Consider the following 19,389-nt stretch of genomic DNA (forward strand, 5'->3'; position numbering starts at 1 on the left):
GAAGCGGGGTTTGCGATGTCCGGCGCGCGCCGATCACCCCATGTGCAGCCCGCCGTTGCACGAGAAGTCGGCCCCGGTGGTGAAGCCCGAGTCCTCGCCCGCCAGCCAGGCGACGATGGAGCCGATCTCCTCGGGCGTGCCCAGGCGCTTGACGGGGATGGTGGCGACGATCTTCTCCAGCACGTCGGGGCGGATGGCCTTGACCATGTCGGTGCCGATGTAGCCGGGGCTGACGGTGTTCACCGTCACGCCCTTGCTGGCCATCTCCTGCGCCAGCGCCATCGTGAAGCCGTGCATGCCGGCCTTGGCGGCGGAGTAGTTGGTCTGGCCGGCCTGGCCCTTCTCGCCGTTGACCGAGCTGATCTGGATCACGCGGCCGAAGCCCCGCTCCACCATGTCGGGGATGACCTGCTTGGTGACGTTGAACATGCTGTTCAGGTTGGTGTCGATCACCGCGTCCCAGTCCTCGCGCGTCATCTTCAGGAACATGCGGTCGCGCGTGATGCCGGCGTTGTTGACCAGCACGTCGATGGGCCCGTGCTCGGCCTTGGCCTTGGCGAAGGCGTCGGCGGTGGACTGCCAGTCGCCCACGTTGCCGACGCTGGCGTGGAAGGTGTAGCCCAGTGCCTTCTGCTCGTCCAGCCACTTCTGGAAGTCGCGCGTGGGGCCGCAGCCGGCGATGACGGTGAAGCCCTCCTTGTGCAGGCGCTGGCAGATGGCGGTGCCGATGCCGCCCATGCCGCCGGTGACGTACGCTACTTTCTTGCTCATGTGCTGTCTCCTCTTGGGAACTATGAAAACAATAGCTGCCGGCGCTGAAAGGGCGGCGGCAGCCGACTAATCTACTTCAAAACCAGGCGCCTCAGGCGCGCTCCACCGCCAGCGCCACGCCCATGCCGCCGCCGATACACAGGCCGGCCAGGCCCTTGCCGGCGCCGCTGCGCTGCATCTCGTGCAGCAGCGTCACCAGGATGCGGCAGCCCGAGGCGCCGATGGGGTGGCCGATGGCGATGGCGCCGCCGTTGACGTTGACCTTGGCCGGGTCGATGCCCAGCAGCTTGTTGACGGCGCAGGCCTGGGCGGCGAAGGCTTCGTTCAGCTCGTACAGGTCCACGTCGCCCGGCTTCCAGCCGGCGCGCTGCAGGGCCTTCTGCGTGGCGCCGACGGGGCCCAGGCCCATGGTGGCCGGGTCGAGCCCGACGGTGGCGTAGCTGGCGATGCGCGCCAGCGGCTTGAGGCCCAGGGCGGCGGCCTTCCTGGCCGTCATCACCACCACGGCGGCGGCGCCGTCGTTGATGCCGCTGGCATTGCCCGCCGTTACCGAGCCGGCCTTGTCGAAGGCGGGCTTGAGGCCGGCCAGGGCCTCGGCGGTGGTCTTCTTGTTGATGAACTCGTCAGAGTCGAACACCACCGGGTCGCCCTTGCGCTGCGGGATGCTGACCGGAACGATCTCGTCCTTGAACTTGCCGGCGGCCTGCGCGGCGGCGGCCTTCTGCTGGCTGCCCAGGGCCAGCGCGTCCTGCTGCTCGCGGGTGATGCCTTCCTGCCTGGCGACGTTCTCGGCGGTGATGCCCATGTGGTACTGGTTGTACACGTCCCACAGGCCGTCGACGATCATGGAGTCGATCATCTTCCAGTCGCCCATGCGCTGGCCGTCGCGGCTGCCCAGCAGCACGTGGGGGCTGGCGCTCATGTTCTCCTGGCCGCCGGCGACGACGATCTCGCTGTCGCCGGTGGCCACGGCCTGGTGGGCCAGCATGACGGCCTTCAGGCCGGAGCCGCACACGGCGTTGATGGTGAGCGCCGGCGTGCTCTTGGCGATGCCGGCCTTGATCAGCGCCTGACGCGCGGGGTTCTGCCCCGCGCCTGCGGCCAGCACCTGGCCCATGATGACCTCGCCCACCTGGTCGAGGCCGACCTTGGCGCGCTCCAGCGCGGCCTTGAGGGCGATGCTGCCCAGCTCAGTGGCGGGCACCTTGGCCAGCGAGCCGCCGAACTTGCCCACGGCGGTGCGGGCGGCTGAAACGATGACGATGTCTTCCATGTGCTTGCTCTCCTATTTATAGCTGCTTGCGCTTGATGGACGGGCGCTGAGGCCCGATTTCATTTGAATACTTAAGCCTTGGCCTTGACGTAGCGGCCCGGAGCGGGCTCGATGGCCTTGTACGTGCCGGCGCGGCCGTAGCCCTTGGGCGCGGGCACCAGTTTGCCGGCGTGGCCCTTGAGCCAGCCGGACCAGTCGTCCCACCAGCTGCCGGGGGTTTCGGTGGCGCCGGCGACCCAGTCGTCGACGCTCTTCGGGAACTTGCCGTCGTCGCGCACCCAGTGGCTGCGCTTCTTGGCGGCGGGCGGGTTGATGACGCCGGCGATGTGGCCCGAGGAGCCCATCGTGAAGCGCTTCTTGCCCGGCAGGTGCTGGGTGCTGGCGTAGGCGCCGCCGATGGGCACGATGTGGTCCTCGCGCGAGCCGTAGATGTAGAACGGCATGTCGAGCTGGCGCAGGTCGATCTTCTCGCCGCACACGGTGGCCTTGCCGGGCTTGACGAGGTTGTTCTCCAGGTAGGTGTTGCGCAGGTACCAGGCGTAATACGGGCCGGGCAGGTTGGTGGCGTCGCTGTTCCAGTACAGCAGGTCGAAGGGCGGCGGGGTCTCGCCCTTCAGGTAGTTGCCCACCACGTAGTTCCACACCAGGTCGTTGGGCCGCAGGAAGCTGAAGGTGCTGGCCATGTCCTGCCCCTTCATCAGGCCGCCCTGGCCCATCTGCGCCTCGCGGAAGCGCACCATGTTCTCGTCGATGAAGACGTCGAGGATGCCGGTGTCGGTGAAGTCCACCAGCGTGGTCAGCAGCGTGGCGGCCGCCACGGGCTTCTGCCCGCGCGCGGCCAGCACCGCCAGCGCGGTGGTCAGCATGGTGCCGCCGACGCAGAAGCCCAGCGCGTTGATCTGCGGGGTGCCGGCGATGTCCCGCACGGTGTGGATGGCCTGGATGACGGCTTTCTCGATGTAGTCGTCCCAGGTGGCCTTTTCCAGCGATTCGTCGGGGTTGCGCCAGCTCACCACGAAGGTGCGCATGCCCTGGCTGACGGCGTAGCGGATGACGGAGTTGGCGGGCTGCAGATCGAGGATGTAGAACTTGTTGATGCAGGGCGGCACCATCAGGAAGGGCTTCTCGTGCACCTTGTCGGTGAGCGGCTTGTATTCGATGAGCTGGAAGAACGCGTTCTCGAACACCACCGCGCCTTCGGTGGTGGCGACGTTCTTGCCGACCTCGAACACGCTCTCGTCGGTCATCGACACGTGGCCCTGACGGGCGTCGTGCAGCATGTTGGCCAGGCCCTTGGCCAGGCTCTCGCCCTGGGTGTCGATGGCCTTCTTCTGCGCGTCGGCGTTGAAGGCGAGGAAGTTGCTGGGCGCGGCGGCGGCGGCCCATTGCTCGACGGCGAAGCGCAGGCGGGCCTTGGTCTTGGCGTCGCCCTCGGCGGCCTCGGCCATGCCCATCAGCGTGCGCGTGTTCAGCAGGTAGACGGCGGCGGCGAACGAAGCCACCGGGTTGTGCGCCCAGGCCTCGGTGCTGAAGCGGCGGTCCTTCAGCGGGGGGGGCGCGTGCAGGCTCTGGTTCCACAGCTCGGCGGCGGACTTGAGGTAGTCCTGTTGCAGCGCGGCCAGCTTCTCGGGCGCGAAGCGCAGCTGCGGCGTCTCCGTGCCGGGGCCTTGCGCGACCAGGCTGCGCAGGTCCATGTTCTGGAACTGCTGGAACGCCTTCTGCCAGACGTCGGCAAAGCCCTGCATGGGCACGGGCAGGCCGCCGGGCATGGCCTGGGCTAAGTCCATCCACAGCGGGGAAGCCTGTTGGGGGGGCATGTTTTGTCTCCTGATTCGCTTGAGTTTTGGGGCCAGTATCGGTGAAGAAGGCAACGCCGGTCTGACACGCCGCAATATACGCGCAGTCTCCGGCTCAATCGAGCCAAATGCACGCGGCCATGCGGCCGCTGCCGCCCAGCGCCGCCTGGTCGCGCCGGTAGGAGAAGAAGCGCGCGCGCTGCGCCACCGTGCACCAGGCCGCGCCGCCGTCGTTGCCGTACACGCGCGTCACGCCGCGCGCGGCCAGGCGGCGCCGCGCCAGCGCCGGCAGGTCGGCCAGGAACTTGCCCGCCGGCAGCGGCTGGAAGCACGCGGCCGCGCCAGGATCGGTGACCGCGAACGCCTCGCGCACTTCGGCACCGACCTCGAACGCCCGCGGGCCGATGCAGGGGCCGAGCCAGGCGAGGATGTCGTCTGCTATTTTTTCAGTAGCTTCCAGCGCTTTACTGGCGGGCGCTGGAGGCCAAAAACACTCTAAAACCCGTTCCAGCACGCCGCCCGCCAGGCCGCGCCAGCCGGCGTGCGCGGCGGCCACCAGCGTGCCGGCCGCATCGGTGAACAGCACGGGCAGGCAGTCGGCCACCATGACGGTGCAGGCCAGCCCCGGCCGGGCGCTGACGGCGGCATCGGCGGGCGCGCCATCGGCCATGCCGGGCGCCAGGCGCGCCACCTGCACGCCGTGCACCTGGTTCATGAACACGGGCCGCGCGCCCATCGCGCCGTGCAGGCGCGCGCGGTTGGCGGCCACGGCGGCGGGCGCGTCGCCCACGTGGTCGCCCAGGTTGAAGAACTCGCGCGGCGCGGCGGAGGCGCCGTCGGCCGCGCTGCCGCCGCGCAGCGTGAACAGGGCGCGCACGCCGGGCGGCGCCGGCCAGTCGGGCACCAGCAGCGGCGGCGCGCCAGCCGTCATTCGGCGTCGGGGCAGGCGGAGGGCTGGGCGCGCTGGAAGGCATCCAGCGCCATGCAGGCGTCGAACGCGGCCAGGGTGCGCGGCAGGCCGCTCAGGTCGCAATCGAAGCGCCGGGCGTTGAAGATCTGCGGCACCAGGCAGCAGTCGGCCAGCGTGGGGGCGTCGCCGTGGCTGAAGGTGCCGGGCCGGGCGGCCAATTGCGCCTCGTAGGCTTGCAGCCCCAGCCGCACCCAGTGCCGATACCAGCCGTTCTTGGCGTCCTCGTCCACCTTCAGCTCATGCGCCAGGTACTTGAGCACGCGCAGGTTGTTGAGCGGGTGGATCTCGCAGGCGACGATCTGCGCCAGCGCGCGCACGCGGGCGCGGCCCGGCGCGTCGGCCGGCAGCAGCGCGGGCTGGGGATGGGTCTCGTCGAGGTACTCGATGATGGCCATCGACTGCGTGAGGCGGCGGCCGTCGTCCAGCTCCAGCACGGGCACCAGTCCCTCGGAGGTGACATTGGCGAACGCCGCCTGCTTCTGCTCGCCTTTGGCCAGGTGCACCGGCAGGTAGTCGTAGGCCAGACCCTTCAGGTTCAGGGCGATGCGGACGCGGAACGACGCCGACGAGCGGAAGTAGTTGTAGAGCTTCATGCGGCTGGAATATAGCGCCCCTATGGCGCTTCGCGCCTTCCCCCTGAGGGGGACGCACCCACGGGCCGGGAAGACCCCGGCCACGGCTGCGCTGGCATATGGCCTGCTCCGCGGCTGTCCGTTCCCTAACGCAACGGCTGGCCGACCGGCGTGCCGTAGGCCGGCGGTGGCGGCGGCGCGGCGGCCACGTCGGCGCGCTCGGCCAGGAAGATCTCCACCCGGCGGTTGGCCGCGCGCCCGGCCTCGCTGGCGTTGCTGGCGATCGGCTCGCGCGAACCCCGCCCTTCGGTGCGGATGCGGCGCGTGTCCACGCCGTGCGAGCCCAGGTAGTCGCGCACGCTGTTGGCGCGCGCCACCGACAGCGGGTTGTTGATGGCGTCGCTGCCGGTCGAGTCGGTGTGGCCGACGATGGCCACCTCCAGGTTGGGCTGCTGGCCCAGGCCCTGCGCGAACTGGTCGAGGATGGGCCGCAGGTTGCCCTTGATGTCGGCGCGGCCGGTGTCGAAGGAGATGTCGCTGGGGATGTTCAGCCGCAGCTGGTTGTCCGGCGTCTGCGTCACCTGCACGCCGGTGCCGGCGGTGGCCTGCTGCATCTGCGCGCGCTTGTTCTCCATGTAGCGCGACCACACGTAGCCGCCCAGCGCGCCCACGCCGGCGCCCACCGCGGCGCCGCGGCCGTCGCCGATGATGCCGCCGGCGGCGGCGCCCACGCCGGCGCCGATGGCGGTGTTGCGCTGCGTCTCGGTCATGTTGGCGCAGCCGGTGGCGGCAACGGCAGCCGCCATGGAGACGGCCAGCAGCCGGCCGCGCGCGGAGGATGAGATGGGATTCATGGCATGTACTCCTTCCTGTTTTGCGCGCCCATTACAGCGCCGCGCGCCCGCGCGCCCTGTAGGACAAGGCGCTCAATCCGCCGCCGCGTGCTCGTGGCTGGTAACCAGTTTCCGCAATAGATCGACAAATTGTTGCCGCTCGGCCGGTGCCAGGGGCTTGAGCAGGCGCCGCTGCACGCGCTCCACGCTGCCCTTCATCGCCAGCATGGCCTGCTCGCCCTCGGGCGTCGGCCACAGCAGCTTGCGGCGCCGGTCGGCGTCGGCGGCCTGGCGGCGCAGCCAGCCCTTCTTTTCGAGCCGGCCGATCACCGAGCCGATCGTCGCGGCGTCGAACGCCACCCGCCCGGCCAGCGTGACCTGGTCGATGCCGGACTGCGCCATCAGCGTATTCAGGATGGCGAACTGCACCGGCGTCATGCCGTGCGCCGCCGTCTCCTCGGCGAACACGGCGACGGAAATCTGGTGCGCGCGCCGGATCAGATGGCCCGGCGCGTGCTCGAACACGAAGCGGCTCTGGCTCTGCATGGGCGCCGAGTGTAGGCCAGGCCCTGCACTACACTGCCGCCGACATATGTACGACCGATCAGTCAAGCACTGCCGCGCCTGCGGCACCGCCGTGGCGCTGCGCGTGCCGGACGACGGTGACACGCGCGTGCGCGCCGTGTGCCCAGCTTGCGGCACCATCCACTACGTGAACCCGCTGATGGTGGTGGGCACCGTGCCCTACCTGGGCGAGCGGGTGCTGCTGTGCAAGCGCGCCATCGAGCCGCGCCGGGGCAAGTGGACGCTGCCGGCCGGCTTCATGGAACTGGACGAGACCATGGCGCAGGGCGCCGCCCGCGAGACCGCCGAGGAAGCCGGCGCCGAGGTGGAGATGGGCGCCTTCTTCAGCGCCATGAGCGTGCCGCGCGTGGGCCAGGTGCACGTGTTCTACCTGGCGCGCCTGCTGCACGACCGCTTCCACCCCGGCACCGAGAGCCTGGAGGCGCGCCTGTTCGGCGAATCGGAGGTGCCCTGGAGCGAAATCGCCTTCACCACCGTGCGCGAAACGCTGCGGCGCTACTTCGACGACCGCCGGCGCGGCGCCTTCGCGGTGCACGACGTGGACATCGCCTGAAAAACCGAGCACCGTGCGATCGCCGCCCACCCTTGCCATCCTGCAGCCGGGCGACCCGTTCCCTCCGGTGCACAAGGCATGGGCCGCGCACTCCCCCGCTCCGGGCCTGCTGGCGGCCGGCGGCGCGCTGGACGTGCCGACGCTGCTGGCGGCCTATTCCGCCACCGTCTTCCCCTGGTTCAGCGAGGGCGAGCCGATCCTGTGGTGGAGCCCCGACCCGCGCATGGTGCTCGACGTGCGGCGCCTGCGCCTGCACCGCTCGCTGCGCCAGGCGATCCGGCGCTTTCGCGCCGACCCGGCGTGCCAGGTGCGCATCGACAGCGCGTTCGGCCAGGTCATCGCCGCCTGCGCCAGCGCCGCGCGCCCGGGGCAGGACGGCACCTGGATCAGCCCCGAAATGCAGGCCGCCTACCGCGCGCTGCACGCCGCCGGCCACGCGCACAGCGTGGAGACGTGGATGGGCGGGCGCCTGGTCGCCGGCCTGTACGTGGTGGCCATCGGCGGCGCGGTGTTCGGCGAATCGATGTTCACCGAGGTCCGCGACGGCTCCAAGATCGCGCTGGCGGCGCTGGCGGCCTTCGCCCGCCGGCATGGCCTGCCGCTGATCGACTGCCAGCAGAACACGCGCCACCTGGCCTTCATGGGCGCGGCCGAGATGCCGCGCACGGAATTCGCCCGCCAGGTGGCCCGGCTGACGGCCCTGCCGGCGCCGCGCTGGCGGTTCGAACCTCTATACTGGAACGCACTCCTGCCCCCGAGCCCAGCCGACCGGTGACGCACCTCAAGGATCTTCCGCTCCAGGCCCTGCAGTTCTATGCCACGGCGCCCTACCCGTGCAGCTACCTGCCGGGGCGGCAGGCACGCTCCCAGGTCGCCACGCCCAGCCACCTGATCAACAGCGACACCTATTCCGGCCTGGTGCGCAATGGCTTCCGCCGCAGTGGCATGTTCACCTACCGGCCCTACTGCGACGGCTGCGGCGCCTGCGTGCCGGTGCGCGTGCTGGCGCAGGACTTCAAGCCCACGCGCAGCCAGCGGCGCGCCCGCGCGCGGCACGCCGGCTTGCAGGTGCGGGTGCTCAAGCTCGGCTACGTGCCCGAGCACTACCGGCTCTACCTGCGCTACCAGACCGGCCGCCACACCGGCGGCGGCATGGACCACGACAGCGTGGACCAGTACACCCAGTTCCTGCTGCAAAGCCACGTCAACTCGCGCCTGGTGGAGTTCCGCGACCCCGACACCGACGGCCGCCCCGGCACGCTGCGCATGGTGTCGGTGGTGGACGTGCTGAACGACGGCCTGTCGGCCGTCTACACCTTCTACGACCCCGACCCGCGCGCCAGCTACGGCACCTACGGCGTGCTGTGGCAGATCGAGCAGGCCGCCGCGCTGGGCCTGCCCTACATCTACCTCGGCTACTGGATCGAGGGCAGCGCCAAGATGGCCTACAAGGCGCGCTTCACGCCGTCCGAGCGCCTGATCGACGGCCGCTGGCAGCCGGCCTGACGTCCATGCGCAAGTCCTCGCCCGACGCCCACCAGACGCCGACGATCCAGGTCATCGAGCGCATGTTCTCGCTCGTCGACGTGCTGGCTTCGCGGGAGGAGGCGATGTCGCTGAAGGACATCAGCGAGCAGACCGGCCTGCACCCCTCCACCGCGCACCGCATCCTGAACGACCTGACGGTCGGCCGCTTCGTCGACCGCCCCGAGGCCGGAACCTACCGCCTGGGCATGCGCCTGCTGGAGCTGGGCAACCTGGTCAAGGGGCGGCTGAACGTGCGCGACGCCGCGCTGGAGCCCATGCGCGAGCTGCACAAGCTGATCCAGCAGCCGGTGAACCTGAGCGTGCGCCAGGGCGACGAGATCGTCTACGTCGAGCGCGCCTACAGCGAGCGCTCCGGCATGCAGGTGGTGCGCGCCATCGGCGGGCGCGCGCCGCTGCACCTGACCTCCACCGGCAAGCTGTTCCTGGCCGCCGACGAGCCGCAGCGCGTGCGTGCCTACGCCACCCGCACCGGCCTGGCCGGCCACACGCGCAACAGCATCACCCAGCTGCCGGCGCTGGAACGCGAACTGGCACGCGCCCGCCAGTCCGGCGTGGCGCGCGACGACGAGGAGCTGGAAACCGGCGTGCGCTGCATGGCTGCCGGCATCCACGACGACCAGGGCCACCTGGTCGCCGGCCTGTCGATCTCGGCCCCCGCCGACCGGCTGGACGAGAGCTGGCTGCCCAAGCTACAGCAGACCGCGCGGCAGATCTCGGCAGCGCTGGGGCATGAGCAGGCCGAGCGCTGACCAGGCACCAAATTGGCCTCCAGCGCCCGCCCAGCAAGCGCCGGCAGCTATCGAATCAGTAGTCTTCAGCCGGCAAGGGCGTTGCCCGCCACCGTGCTGGCGGGGCGCTGCAGCTCGACCCAGCGGCGCACGCGCTCGGCGTCGGCGATGCGGCTGTACTTGCCCGAGGAATCGAGGAACACCATGATCAGCTTGCGGCCCGCCACGCGCGCCTGCATCACCAGGCACTGGCCGGCCTCGGAGATGTAGCCGGTCTTCTGCAGGCCGATGTGCCACTCGGGGTCGTGCACCAGGCGGTTGGTGTTGTTGAACTGCAGAACACGCGGCCCCACCGCCACCTCGTAGCCGGTGGAGGTGGACAGCTGGCGCAGCAGTGCGTCCTGCGACGCGACGGCCACCAGCGCCGCCAGGTCGTGCGCGCTGGAGCGGTTGGCGCTGGACAGGCCGGTGGGCTCGACGTAGCGGGTGTCCTTCATGCCCAGCATCGCGGCGCGCGCGTTCATCGCGCCGACGAAGCGGCCGAGGCCGCCCGGAAAGGTGCGGCCCAGCGCGTGCGCGGCGCGGTTTTCGCTGGACATCAGCGCCAGGTGCATCAGTTCGCCGCGCGTGAGCTGCGTGCCCAGGGCCAGGCGCGAACGGCTGCCCTTCTCGGTGTCCACGTCCTCGGCGGTGATGGTGATGACCTCGTCCAGCGGCAGGCCGGCCTCGGACACCACCAGGCCGGTCATCAGCTTGGTCAGCGAGGCGATCGGCAGCACGGCGTGGTCGTTCTTGCTGAACAGCACTTCGTGCGTGTCCTGGTCCAGCACCAGCGCGACGCTGGACTTCAGGTCCAGCGGATCGTCGGTGGCGTGCAGGCCGGCCATCTGGCCGAAGGACAGGCGCGGCGGGCGCTCGGGCGCCACGTGCGCCACCTTCACCAGGCCGAGGCGCGTCTGGCGCGAGGCCACGCGCTCGGCCCGGCTCCTGGCGGTGACGGTCGCCTTGACGCGGCCGTCGCGCTGCGGCTTGGCAGCCGTCCTGGCGGTGGATGGGGTGGCCTTGGCCTGCTTGACGGGTGCCGCCTTCTTGGCACCGGCCTTGGCCGGAACCGCTTTCGCAGTGGTGGTCTTGGCGGCTTTCTTGGCCGGCGCGGCGCCCGCCTGCGACAGCGGGGCCACGGTCAGCAGGATACCGGCGGTTACAACCGCGGCACGACGCACCCATGTTGAAACATGCCTTGCCAGCACTCCAGACGCCATCGCTTTTCCCCAACTGCAGACCACGAACGAGGCGCCAGTGTACTCAAACCCAAAAACAGACGCAATATCAGTGACTTGCGACTAATTCCTCATTTAAACGAGTAGATCATAGGGATAACCCTAGCCTTGGGCTGCCACCCGTTCAGCTTTGCTATGTAACTTGTTGAGGGCACTCAGATAAGCCTTGGCGGAAGCGACCACGATGTCGGGGTCGGCGCCCACGCCGTTGACGACCCGCCCGGCGTTCTGCAGGCGCACCGTGACCTCGCCCTGGCTCTCGGTGGAGCCGCTGGTGATGGCGTTGACCGAGTACAGCAGCAGCTCGGCGCCGCTGTTGACGTGCGATTCGATGGCCTTCAGCGACGCGTCCACCGGGCCGTTGCCCTCGGACGCGCCCTTGAACTCCTTGCCGTCGATGGTGAACACCACCTCGGCGTGCGGGCGCTCGCCGGTTTCGCTGCGCTGCGCCAGCGAGATGAAGCCGTACTGCTCCTTCTCGGCCGTCACGCTCTCGTCGCTGACCAGGGCCAGGATGTCCTCGTCGAAGATCTCGCTCTTGCGGTCGGCCAGTTCCTTGAACTTGGCGAAGGCGGCCATGATCTCGCCCTCGGACTCCAGCACCACGCCCAGTTCCTGCAAGCGCTGCTTGAAGGCGTTGCGGCCCGAGAGCTTGCCCAGCACGATCTTGTTGGCGCTCCAGCCCACGTCCTCGGCGCGCATGATCTCGTAGGTGTCGCGCGCCTTCAGCACGCCGTCCTGGTGGATGCCGCTGGCGTGCGCGAAGGCATTGGCGCCCACCACCGCCTTGTTGGGCTGCACCACGAAGCCGGTGGTCTGGCTGACCATGCGGCTGGCGGGCACGATGTGCTCGGTGGCGATGCCGAGCTCCAGGCCGAAGTAGTCCTTGCGGGTCTTCATGGCCATCACCACTTCTTCCAGCGAGCAGTTGCCGGCGCGCTCGCCCAGGCCGTTGATGGTGCACTCGATCTGCCGCGCGCCGCCGATCTTCACGCCAGCCAGCGAGTTGGCCACGGCCATGCCCAGGTCGTTGTGGCAGTGCACGGACCAGACGGCCTTGTCGCTGTTGGGCACCTTCTCGCGCAGCGTGCGCAGGAACTCGCCGTACAGCTCGGGGATGGCGTAGCCCACCGTGTCGGGAATGTTGACGGTGGTGGCGCCCTCCCTGATGACCGCCTCGCACACGCGCGCCAGGAAGTCGATGTCGCTGCGGTAGCCGTCCTCGGCGCTGAACTCCACGTCGGCCGCCAGGTTGCGCGCGAAGCGCACCGCCAGCTTCGACTGCTCGAACACCTCGTCCGGCGTCATGCGCAGCTTCTTCTCCATGTGCAGCGGGCTGGTGGCGATGAAGGTGTGGATGCGCGCGCTGTTGGCGCCCTTGAGCGCCTCGGCGGCGCGCGCGATGTCACGGTCGTTGGCGCGCGAGAGCGAGCACACGGTGGAGTCCTTGATGGCGTGCGCGATGGCCTGCACGCACTCGAAGTCGCCGTTGGAGCTGGCGGCGAAGCCGGCCTCGATCACGTCCACTTTCAGGCGTTCGAGCTGGCGCGCGATGCGCAGCTTCTCGTCCTTGGTCATGCTGGCGCCGGGCGACTGCTCGCCGTCGCGCAGGGTGGTGTCGAAAATGATCAGCTTGTCGGTCATCGTGTTGCTCCTTGTCGTTCCGAACCACCCCGCACGGCCGGTGCCGGGCTCAGGCCGCCGCGGTTTCCTCGGCAACCTGTGATTGTGCCGCGCCGGCCTCGGCCCGCTGCACGCCCGAGACGATGGCCCGGAAGGCCGCCGCCGTGGTGTCGGCGTCGATGCCGACGCCGAACAGCGTTTGCGAGTCGCCCACGCGCATCTCCACGTAAGCCACCGAGCGCGCGTCCGCGCCGCCGCCGATGGCGTGCTGGTGGTAGTCGACCACGCGGATGGCCCGGCCGATGGCCTGGCCCAGCGCGCGGCTGAAGGCATCGATGGGGCCGTTGCCACGGCCCTCGATGGCGTGCACCTCGCCGTTCCACGCCAGGTCGCCGCGCAGCGAGACGATGCCGCCGTCGAACGCCTCCACCACGTGGTGGCGCAGCCCATGCCCCGTCTCCATGCGGTACTCGCCACGGAAAATCCGCCAGAGGTCGGCGGCGGTGAGCTCCTTGCCCTCGGTGTCCATCACGCGCTGCACCGCTTGGCTGAACTCGATCTGCAGGCGGCGCGGCAGGGCCAGGCCGTATTCGCTTTCGAGCAAGTAGGTGATGCCGCCCTTGCCCGACTGGCTGTTGACGCGGATCACCGCCTCGTAGCTGCGGCCCACGTCCTTGGGGTCGATGGGCAGGTAGGGCATGTCCCAGAAGTCGCCCTCCTTGCGCGCGGCGAAGGCCTTCTTGATCGCGTCCTGGTGCGACCCCGAGAAGGATGTGTAGACCAGGTCGCCCACGTAGGGATGGCGCGGATGCACGGGCAACTGATTGCAGTGCTCCACCGTGGCGCGGATCTCGTCGATGCTGGAAAAGTCCAGCCCCGGCGCGACGCCCTGCGTGTAGAGGTTGAGCGCGACGTTGACGACGTCGAGGTTGCCGGTGCGCTCGCCGTTGCCGAACAGGCAGCCCTCCAGCCGGTCGGCGCCGGCCATCAGCGCGAACTCGGCGGCGGCGGTGCCGGTGCCGCGGTCGTTGTGCGGGTGAACCGAGAGGACGATCGCATCGCGCCGCGCCAGGTGGCGATGCATCCACTCGATCATGTCGGCGAAGATGTTGGGCGTGGAGTGCTCGACCGTCGAGGGCAGGTTGACGATGCACTTGGCCTGCGGCGTCGGCGCCCACACCTCGGTCACCGCATCGACCACGCGCTTGGAGAAGGCCAGGTCGGTGCCGGAGAACATCTCGGGCGAGTACTGGAAGGTCCACTGCGTGCCCGGCTGCCGCGCGGCCTGGTCCTTGAACATGCGGGCGTGGCGCACGGCCAGTTCCACGATGCCGTCTTCATCGAGCCCCAGCACCACCTTGCGCATCACCGGCGCGACGGCGTTGTAGAGGTGGACGATGGCGCGCGGCGCGCCCCGCAGCGACTCGAAGGTGCGCTCGATGAGGTGGTCGCGTGCCTGCGTGAGCACCTGGATCGTCACGTCGTCGGGGATGCGGTCCTCCTCGATCAGCTTGCGCACGAAGTCGAACTCGGTCTGCGACGCGGAGGGGAAGCCGACCTCGATCTCCTTGAAGCCGATCGCCACCAGCGTCTCGAACATGCGCATCTTGCGCGCCACGTCCATCGGCTCGACCAGCGCCTGGTTGCCGTCGCGCAGGTCGGTGGACAGCCAAATCGGCGCCCGGGTCAGGACGGCGTCGGGCCAGGTGCGGTCTTTCAGGCCGACGGGCGGGAAGGCACGGTACTTGGTGCTGGGTTGCTGGAGCATGGTTCTCTTTCCTTTTGGGAGTTTTGGCGCACCAGCAACGCGAATGAAAACGGCCCGCTGCGGGTGCATGCGGGCCGTTGGGTGTTCGGTGAAGAGGATGAACGCGCCTAGCCCGCCTGCGATAGCAGTAGAGCCAGTAGCGCGCGCGCGGCCTCTGCCGATGCATCGGCTTGGGCATTGAAGGTGCGTGCGCGGTTCATGAGCGAGCGACTCTATCACAAGCCACCGGGCGCCTGTCAATCGTGCAGGCCGCGCTCCTCCGGCTCGTCGGTGGAGGTGCTGACGATGCTGGCGTGCTGCCCCTTGGCGCGGCGCCAGCCGTAGATGACGTAGCCCGACAGCGCGTAGCCGACGAACAGCACGAACAGCAGCGTGGCCGGCTCGATGCTGATCACGGCGATCAGCAGCGCCACCAGCACCAGCACGGCGAACGGCACGCTGCGCCGGCCGCCGAAGTCCTTGAAGCTGTAGTACGGCGCGTTGGTGACCATGGACAGGCCCGCGAACAGCGTGACGCCGAACATGATCCAGCCCAGATCCGCGCGGCCGCCGGGCAAGGCGCCGAACGGCGCCAGCAGCGCGCGGAACAGCGGCACCTCGCGGTGCGCCACCAGCATGGCGCTGGTCAGCCAGATGAAGCCGGCCACCAGCGCCGCGGCGGCGGGCGACGGCAGGCCCTGGAAGTAGCGCTTGTTCACCACGCCGGTGTTGACGTTGAAGCGCGCCAGCCGCAGCGCCGCGCAGGCGCAGTACACGAAGGCGGCGATCCAGCCCCAGCGGCCCAGCGGCTTGAGCGCCCATTCGTAGGCGATGAGCGCCGGCGCGGCGCCGAAGCTCACCATGTCGGACAGCGAATCCATCTGCTCGCCGAAGGCGCTCTGCGTGCCGGTCATGCGCGCCACGCGGCCGTCCAGGCTGTCGAGCACCATGGCGGCGAAGACGCCGGTGGTCGCCAGATCGAAGCGCCCGTTCATCGCCATGACGATGGCGTAGAAGCCGCCGAACAGCGCCGCCAGCGTGACCAGGTTGGGCAACACGTAGATGCCCTTGCGCCGCGCGCGCGCCGCGCGCGCTTCGGGCGGGCCGACGGGGCGTTGGCCGCGTGATGGATCAGGGTTGAAGTTCGACATCAAAAAGCCTTCTGGCGCTTGCTGGTTCTGCGCTAGCAGCTACGAACTCTATAGCGATTTCATGGCGGCGCCCAAACGCCGGCTGCTCTGTTGCCAAGTGTAAAGCTGTAAACGACACACGCCAAAAAACAAGGCCACCGCGCGGGTGGCCTTGCGTGGCATGGGCAGGCGCGATCAGTTGCGGCTCTGGTCCACCAGCTTGTTCTTGGCGATCCAGGGCATCATGGCGCGCAGCTTGGCGCCCACCACCTCGATGCTGCTCTCGGCCATGTTGCGGCGGCGCGCGGTCATGCTGGGGTAGCCGGTGCGGCCCTCCAGGATGAACTGCTTGGCGTAGTCACCGTTCTGGATGGCCTTCAGCGCCTCGCGCATGGCGGCGCGCGAGCTCTCGTTGACCACCTTCGGGCCGGTGACGTACTCGCCGTACTCGGCGTTGTTGGAGATCGAGTAGTTCATGTTGGCGATGCCGCCTTCGTAGATCAGGTCCACGATCAGCTTCAGCTCGTGCAGGCACTCGAAGTAGGCCATCTCGGGCGCGTAGCCGGCCTCGGTCAGCGTCTCGTAGCCCATCTTGATCAGCTCGACCGCGCCGCCGCACAGCACGGCCTGCTCGCCGAACAGGTCGGTCTCGGTCTCTTCCTTGAAGTTGGTCTCGATGATGCCGGCCTTGCCGCCCCCGTTGGCCATGGCGTAGCTCAGCGCCAGGTCGCGCGCCTTGCCGGTCTTGTCCTGATGCACCGCCACCAGGTGCGGCACGCCGCCGCCCTGGGCGTAGGTGCTGCGCACGGTGTGGCCGGGGGCCTTGGGCGCGACCATCCACACGTCCAGGTCGGCGCGCGGCACCACCTGGTTGTAGTGCACGTTGAAGCCGTGCGCGAAGGCGAGCGAGGCGCCATTCTTCAGGTGCGGCTCGATCTCGCGGTAAACGCCGGCGATGTTCTCGTCGGGCAGCAGGATCATCACCACGTCGGCGGCGGCGACGGCTTCGTTGACTTCGGCCACCTTCAGGCCGGCCTTGGCCACCTTGTCCCAGCTGGCGCCGCCCTTGCGCAGGCCGACCACGACCTTCACGCCGCTGTCGTTCAGGTTCTGCGCGTGCGCATGGCCCTGGCTGCCGTAGCCGATGATGGCGACGGTCTTGCCTTTGATCAGGCTCAGGTCGCAGTCTTTGTCGTAGAACACTTTCATGGTTTTCTCCTAGTTCGGTTCGTTGGAAAGGTCATTCAGAAAATCAATTCAAGCAAAAACATGGCGCCAACTGCGAGCAGCAGGAACAGCGGTACGACGATGACCGCGAACGCTGCAAGTTGAAGCATGAAGCGCTTGGCAGGCGAGAGCTGAAGGCCGAAGGATTCCGACACCTTGAATGCGATGGACTCAGCCACGGATTGCAAGAAGCCGAAGAAGCTTTCAAACACGCACCTGCCTCACGATTGCCGATCACACGCGCAGCAGCCGCTCGCCGCGACCGATCCCGCTGGCGCCGGTGCGCACCGTCTCCAGGATGGCGGTCTTGTCGATGGCGTTCAGGAAGGCGTCGTGCTTGCCCTGGTCGCCGGTCAGCTCGATGGTGTAGCTCTTGTCGGTGACGTCGATGACGCGGCCGCGGAAGATGTCGGTGGTGCGCTTGATCTCCTCGCGCTCCTTGCCGACGGCGCGCACCTTGACCATCATGTGCTCGCGCTCGATGTAGCTGCCCTCGGTCAGGTCCACCACCTTGACGACCTCGATCAGGCGGTTCAGGTGCTTGGTGATCTGCTCGATGGTCTCGTCGGAGCCGCGCGTCTGGATGGTCATGCGCGAGAGGCTTTCGTCCTCGGTCGGCGCGACGATGAGCGATTCGATGTTGTAGCCACGGGCCGAGAACAGGCCCACCACGCGGGAGAGCGCTCCCGCTTCGTTTTCGATCAGTACGGCGATGATGTGTTTCATGTTTCAGAGCCCTCTTCTCGCCGCCCTCCCCCGCAGCCGGTAAGCGGCGGGCTAGGCGGGCAATAGATTCGTCTTGCTATTTTAAGGATAGCTGCCGGCGCTTGCCTGGCAAGCGCCGGATGCCTATTTTGCTTATAAGTCTTCCGAGCCGAGCAGCATCTCGGTGATGCCCTTGCCGGCCTGCACCATGGGGAACACGTTCTCCGTCGGGTCGGTGCGGAAGTCCATGAACACGGTGCGGTCCTTGAGCTTGCGCGCCTCGCGCAGCGCAGGCTCCACGTCCTGCGGGCGTTCGATCAGCATGCCGACGTGGCCGTAGGCCTCGGCCAGCTTCACGAAGTTGGGCAGCGCGTCCATGTAGCTGTGGCTGTAGCGGCCGGAGTACTCGATCTCCTGCCACTGGCGCACCATGCCCAGGTAGCGGTTGTTGAGCGACAGCACCTTGATCGGTGTGTTGTATTGCAGGCAGGTGGAGAGTTCCTGGATGCACATCTGCACCGAGCCCTCGCCGGTGACGCAGTACACCTCGCTCTCGGGCCGGGCCAGCTTGATGCCCATGGCGTACGGGATGCCCACGCCCATGGTGCCCAGGCCGCCGGAGTTGATCCAGCGGCGCGGCTCGTCGAACTTGTAGTACTGCGCCGCCCACATCTGGTGCTGGCCGACGTCGGAGGTGACGTAGGCGTCGGCGTCCTTGGTCATGTGCCACAGCGTCTCTATGACGTACTGCGGCTTGATCACGTCCTGGTTGCCGCGGTCGTACTTCAGGCAGTCGCGCGAGCGCCAGCCCTCGATGGCCTTCCACCAGCCGGCCAGGGCCTGCTCGTCGGGCCGCGTGGCGGACTCGCGGACCATGCCGATCATCTCGGCCAACACGTCCTTCACGTCGCCGACGATGGGGATGTCCACCTTCACGCGCTTGGAAATGCTGGAAGGGTCGATGTCGATGTGGATGATCTTGCGCTCGTTCTGCGCGAAGTGCTTGGGGTTGCCGATCACGCGGTCGTCGAAGCGCGCGCCCACCGCCAGCAGCACGTCGCAGTTCTGCATGGCGTTGTTGGCCTCCCAGGTGCCGTGCATGCCGAGCATGCCCAGAAAGCGCCGGTCGGTGGACGGGAAGGCGCCCAGGCCCATCAGCGTGTTGGTCACCGGGTAGTTCAGCAGATCCACCAGGGTGCGCAGCTCGGCCGTGGCGTTGGACAGCAGCACGCCGCCGCCGGTGTAGATGTACGGCCGCTTGGCCGACAGCAGCAGTTGCAGCGCCTTGCGGATCTGCCCGCCGTGGCCCTTCTTCACCGGGTTGTAGGAGCGCATCTCCACCTTGTCCGGGTAGCCGGCGTAGGTGGCCTTGTTGAAAGACACGTCCTTGGGGATATCGACCACCACCGGCCCCGGGCGGCCCGTGCGCGCGATGTGGAAGGCCTTTTTCATCACCTCGGCCATGTCGCGCGCGTCCTTCACCAGGAAGTTGTGCTTGACGACGGGGCGCGTGATGCCCACCGTGTCGCACTCCTGGAAGGCGTCCAGCCCGATGGCGGCCGTCGGCACCTGGCCGGTGATGATGACCATCGGGATCGAGTCCATGTACGCGGTGGCGATGCCGGTGACCGCGTTGGTCACGCCAGGCCCGGAGGTGACCAGCGCCACGCCCACGTCGCCCGTGGCGCGCGCATAGCCGTCGGCCGCGTGCACGGCCGCCTGCTCATGGCGCACCAGCACGTGCTGGATGGTGTCCTGCTTGTAGAACGCGTCGTAGATGTGCAGCACCGCGCCGCCCGGGTAACCCCAGACGTACTTCACGCCCTCGGCCTGCAGGGCCTTGACGAGGATTTCGGCGCCACGGAGTTCTTGCGAATCGCTGCCGGCGGACGCGGCGGCGGCCGACTTGAGTTCGGCTTTGGAAATTTCCATTTTGAGATGAACCTTTCGAGAATTTCTCTGACGAAAAACCTTGGGTGCCCCTTGCCAGCCCTTGTGGGGCCGCTTCAGGACTTGAGACCACGCGCCATGGGGCAGTGCTGCTGACC

At 68.5% G+C, this 19,389-nt stretch carries 19 protein-coding genes; 4 read left to right on the plus strand and 15 right to left on the minus strand.

Annotated features, from left to right (window positions below; translation table 11 throughout):
• Positions 1–33: 33 nt before the first annotated feature.
• From phbB to QM772_RS04700, 7 genes are all read right to left on the minus strand, one after another.
• The gene (gene phbB, locus QM772_RS04670) at positions 34–771 is read right to left on the minus strand and encodes an acetoacetyl-CoA reductase (RefSeq protein ID WP_415134288.1); all 738 of its coding nucleotides are present in this window, start codon (positions 769–771) and stop codon (positions 34–36) included.
• Positions 772–862: 91 nt separating this feature from the next.
• Positions 863–2,044, minus strand: coding sequence for an acetyl-CoA C-acetyltransferase (locus QM772_RS04675; RefSeq protein ID WP_415134289.1), 1,182 nt, complete (start codon positions 2,042–2,044; stop codon positions 863–865).
• 71 nt (positions 2,045–2,115) lie between these two features.
• The gene (locus tag QM772_RS04680; RefSeq protein WP_415139465.1) at positions 2,116–3,813 is read right to left on the minus strand and encodes a PHA/PHB synthase family protein; all 1,698 of its coding nucleotides are present in this window, start codon (positions 3,811–3,813) and stop codon (positions 2,116–2,118) included.
• Positions 3,814–3,955: 142 nt separating this feature from the next.
• Positions 3,956–4,771 carry a peptidoglycan editing factor PgeF gene (gene pgeF, locus QM772_RS04685; RefSeq protein WP_415134290.1) on the minus strand — a complete coding sequence of 272 codons (816 nt, stop codon included), beginning with the start codon at positions 4,769–4,771 and terminating at the stop codon, positions 3,956–3,958.
• Positions 4,768–5,403: a maleylacetoacetate isomerase gene (gene maiA, locus QM772_RS04690; RefSeq protein ID WP_415134291.1), complete on the minus strand. Its 636-nt coding sequence runs from the start codon at positions 5,401–5,403 to the stop codon at positions 4,768–4,770. Before maiA ends, pgeF begins: the two co-directional genes overlap by 4 nt.
• A 125-nt stretch (positions 5,404–5,528) precedes the next feature.
• On the minus strand, positions 5,529–6,236 hold the full coding sequence (locus QM772_RS04695; RefSeq protein ID WP_415134292.1) for an OmpA family protein: 708 nt from the start codon (positions 6,234–6,236) through the stop codon (positions 5,529–5,531).
• Between the two features lie 72 nt (positions 6,237–6,308).
• The gene (locus QM772_RS04700) at positions 6,309–6,761 is read right to left on the minus strand and encodes a MarR family winged helix-turn-helix transcriptional regulator (RefSeq protein WP_415134293.1); all 453 of its coding nucleotides are present in this window, start codon (positions 6,759–6,761) and stop codon (positions 6,309–6,311) included.
• A gap of 46 nt (positions 6,762–6,807) precedes the next feature.
• Here QM772_RS04700 and QM772_RS04705 point away from each other — a divergent pair, with 46 nt between their 5' ends.
• The 4 genes from QM772_RS04705 to QM772_RS04720 are packed head-to-tail and all read left to right on the plus strand — an operon-like array spanning position 6,808 to position 9,650.
• Positions 6,808–7,353, plus strand: coding sequence for an NUDIX hydrolase (locus QM772_RS04705; RefSeq protein ID WP_415134294.1), 546 nt, complete (start codon positions 6,808–6,810; stop codon positions 7,351–7,353).
• Between the two features lie 13 nt (positions 7,354–7,366).
• On the plus strand, positions 7,367–8,128 hold the full coding sequence (gene aat / locus QM772_RS04710) for a leucyl/phenylalanyl-tRNA--protein transferase (RefSeq protein ID WP_415134295.1): 762 nt from the start codon (positions 7,367–7,369) through the stop codon (positions 8,126–8,128).
• A complete protein-coding gene (locus tag QM772_RS04715) occupies positions 8,125–8,859 on the plus strand; it encodes an arginyltransferase (RefSeq protein WP_415134296.1) in 735 nt (244 codons plus the stop codon). Before aat ends, QM772_RS04715 begins: the two co-directional genes overlap by 4 nt.
• A 5-nt stretch (positions 8,860–8,864) precedes the next feature.
• Positions 8,865–9,650 carry an IclR family transcriptional regulator gene (locus QM772_RS04720; RefSeq protein WP_415134297.1) on the plus strand — a complete coding sequence of 262 codons (786 nt, stop codon included), beginning with the start codon at positions 8,865–8,867 and terminating at the stop codon, positions 9,648–9,650.
• A 65-nt stretch (positions 9,651–9,715) separates the two neighbouring features.
• Here the strand turns inward: QM772_RS04720 and QM772_RS04725 are convergent, their stop codons facing one another.
• The 8 genes from QM772_RS04725 to QM772_RS04760 form a co-directional block, all read right to left on the minus strand.
• The gene (locus tag QM772_RS04725) at positions 9,716–10,891 is read right to left on the minus strand and encodes a serine hydrolase (protein WP_415134298.1); all 1,176 of its coding nucleotides are present in this window, start codon (positions 10,889–10,891) and stop codon (positions 9,716–9,718) included.
• A gap of 120 nt (positions 10,892–11,011) precedes the next feature.
• The gene (locus QM772_RS04730) at positions 11,012–12,553 is read right to left on the minus strand and encodes a 2-isopropylmalate synthase (protein ID WP_415134299.1); all 1,542 of its coding nucleotides are present in this window, start codon (positions 12,551–12,553) and stop codon (positions 11,012–11,014) included.
• Positions 12,554–12,602: 49 nt separating this feature from the next.
• Positions 12,603–14,300: a 2-isopropylmalate synthase gene (leuA, locus tag QM772_RS04735; protein ID WP_415134300.1), complete on the minus strand. Its 1,698-nt coding sequence runs from the start codon at positions 14,298–14,300 to the stop codon at positions 12,603–12,605.
• Positions 14,301–14,536: 236 nt separating this feature from the next.
• The gene (gene pssA, locus QM772_RS04740; RefSeq protein WP_415134301.1) at positions 14,537–15,430 is read right to left on the minus strand and encodes a CDP-diacylglycerol--serine O-phosphatidyltransferase; all 894 of its coding nucleotides are present in this window, start codon (positions 15,428–15,430) and stop codon (positions 14,537–14,539) included.
• 174 nt (positions 15,431–15,604) lie between these two features.
• Positions 15,605–16,618, minus strand: a complete 1,014-nt coding sequence (gene ilvC, locus QM772_RS04745) for a ketol-acid reductoisomerase (RefSeq protein ID WP_415134302.1) — start codon at positions 16,616–16,618, stop codon at positions 15,605–15,607.
• A 35-nt stretch (positions 16,619–16,653) separates the two neighbouring features.
• Positions 16,654–16,848, minus strand: coding sequence for a hypothetical protein (locus QM772_RS04750; protein WP_415134303.1), 195 nt, complete (start codon positions 16,846–16,848; stop codon positions 16,654–16,656).
• A gap of 22 nt (positions 16,849–16,870) precedes the next feature.
• Positions 16,871–17,362 (minus strand): acetolactate synthase small subunit, encoded by a 492-nt coding sequence (gene ilvN / locus QM772_RS04755; RefSeq protein ID WP_415134304.1) that lies wholly within the window; start codon positions 17,360–17,362, stop codon positions 16,871–16,873.
• A gap of 132 nt (positions 17,363–17,494) precedes the next feature.
• Positions 17,495–19,273: an acetolactate synthase 3 catalytic subunit gene (locus QM772_RS04760; protein WP_415134305.1), complete on the minus strand. Its 1,779-nt coding sequence runs from the start codon at positions 19,271–19,273 to the stop codon at positions 17,495–17,497.
• Positions 19,274–19,389 lie beyond the last annotated feature (116 nt).

The organism is Ottowia sp., assembly GCF_047601385.1.
Taxonomy (GTDB): domain Bacteria; phylum Pseudomonadota; class Gammaproteobacteria; order Burkholderiales; family Burkholderiaceae_C; genus Ottowia.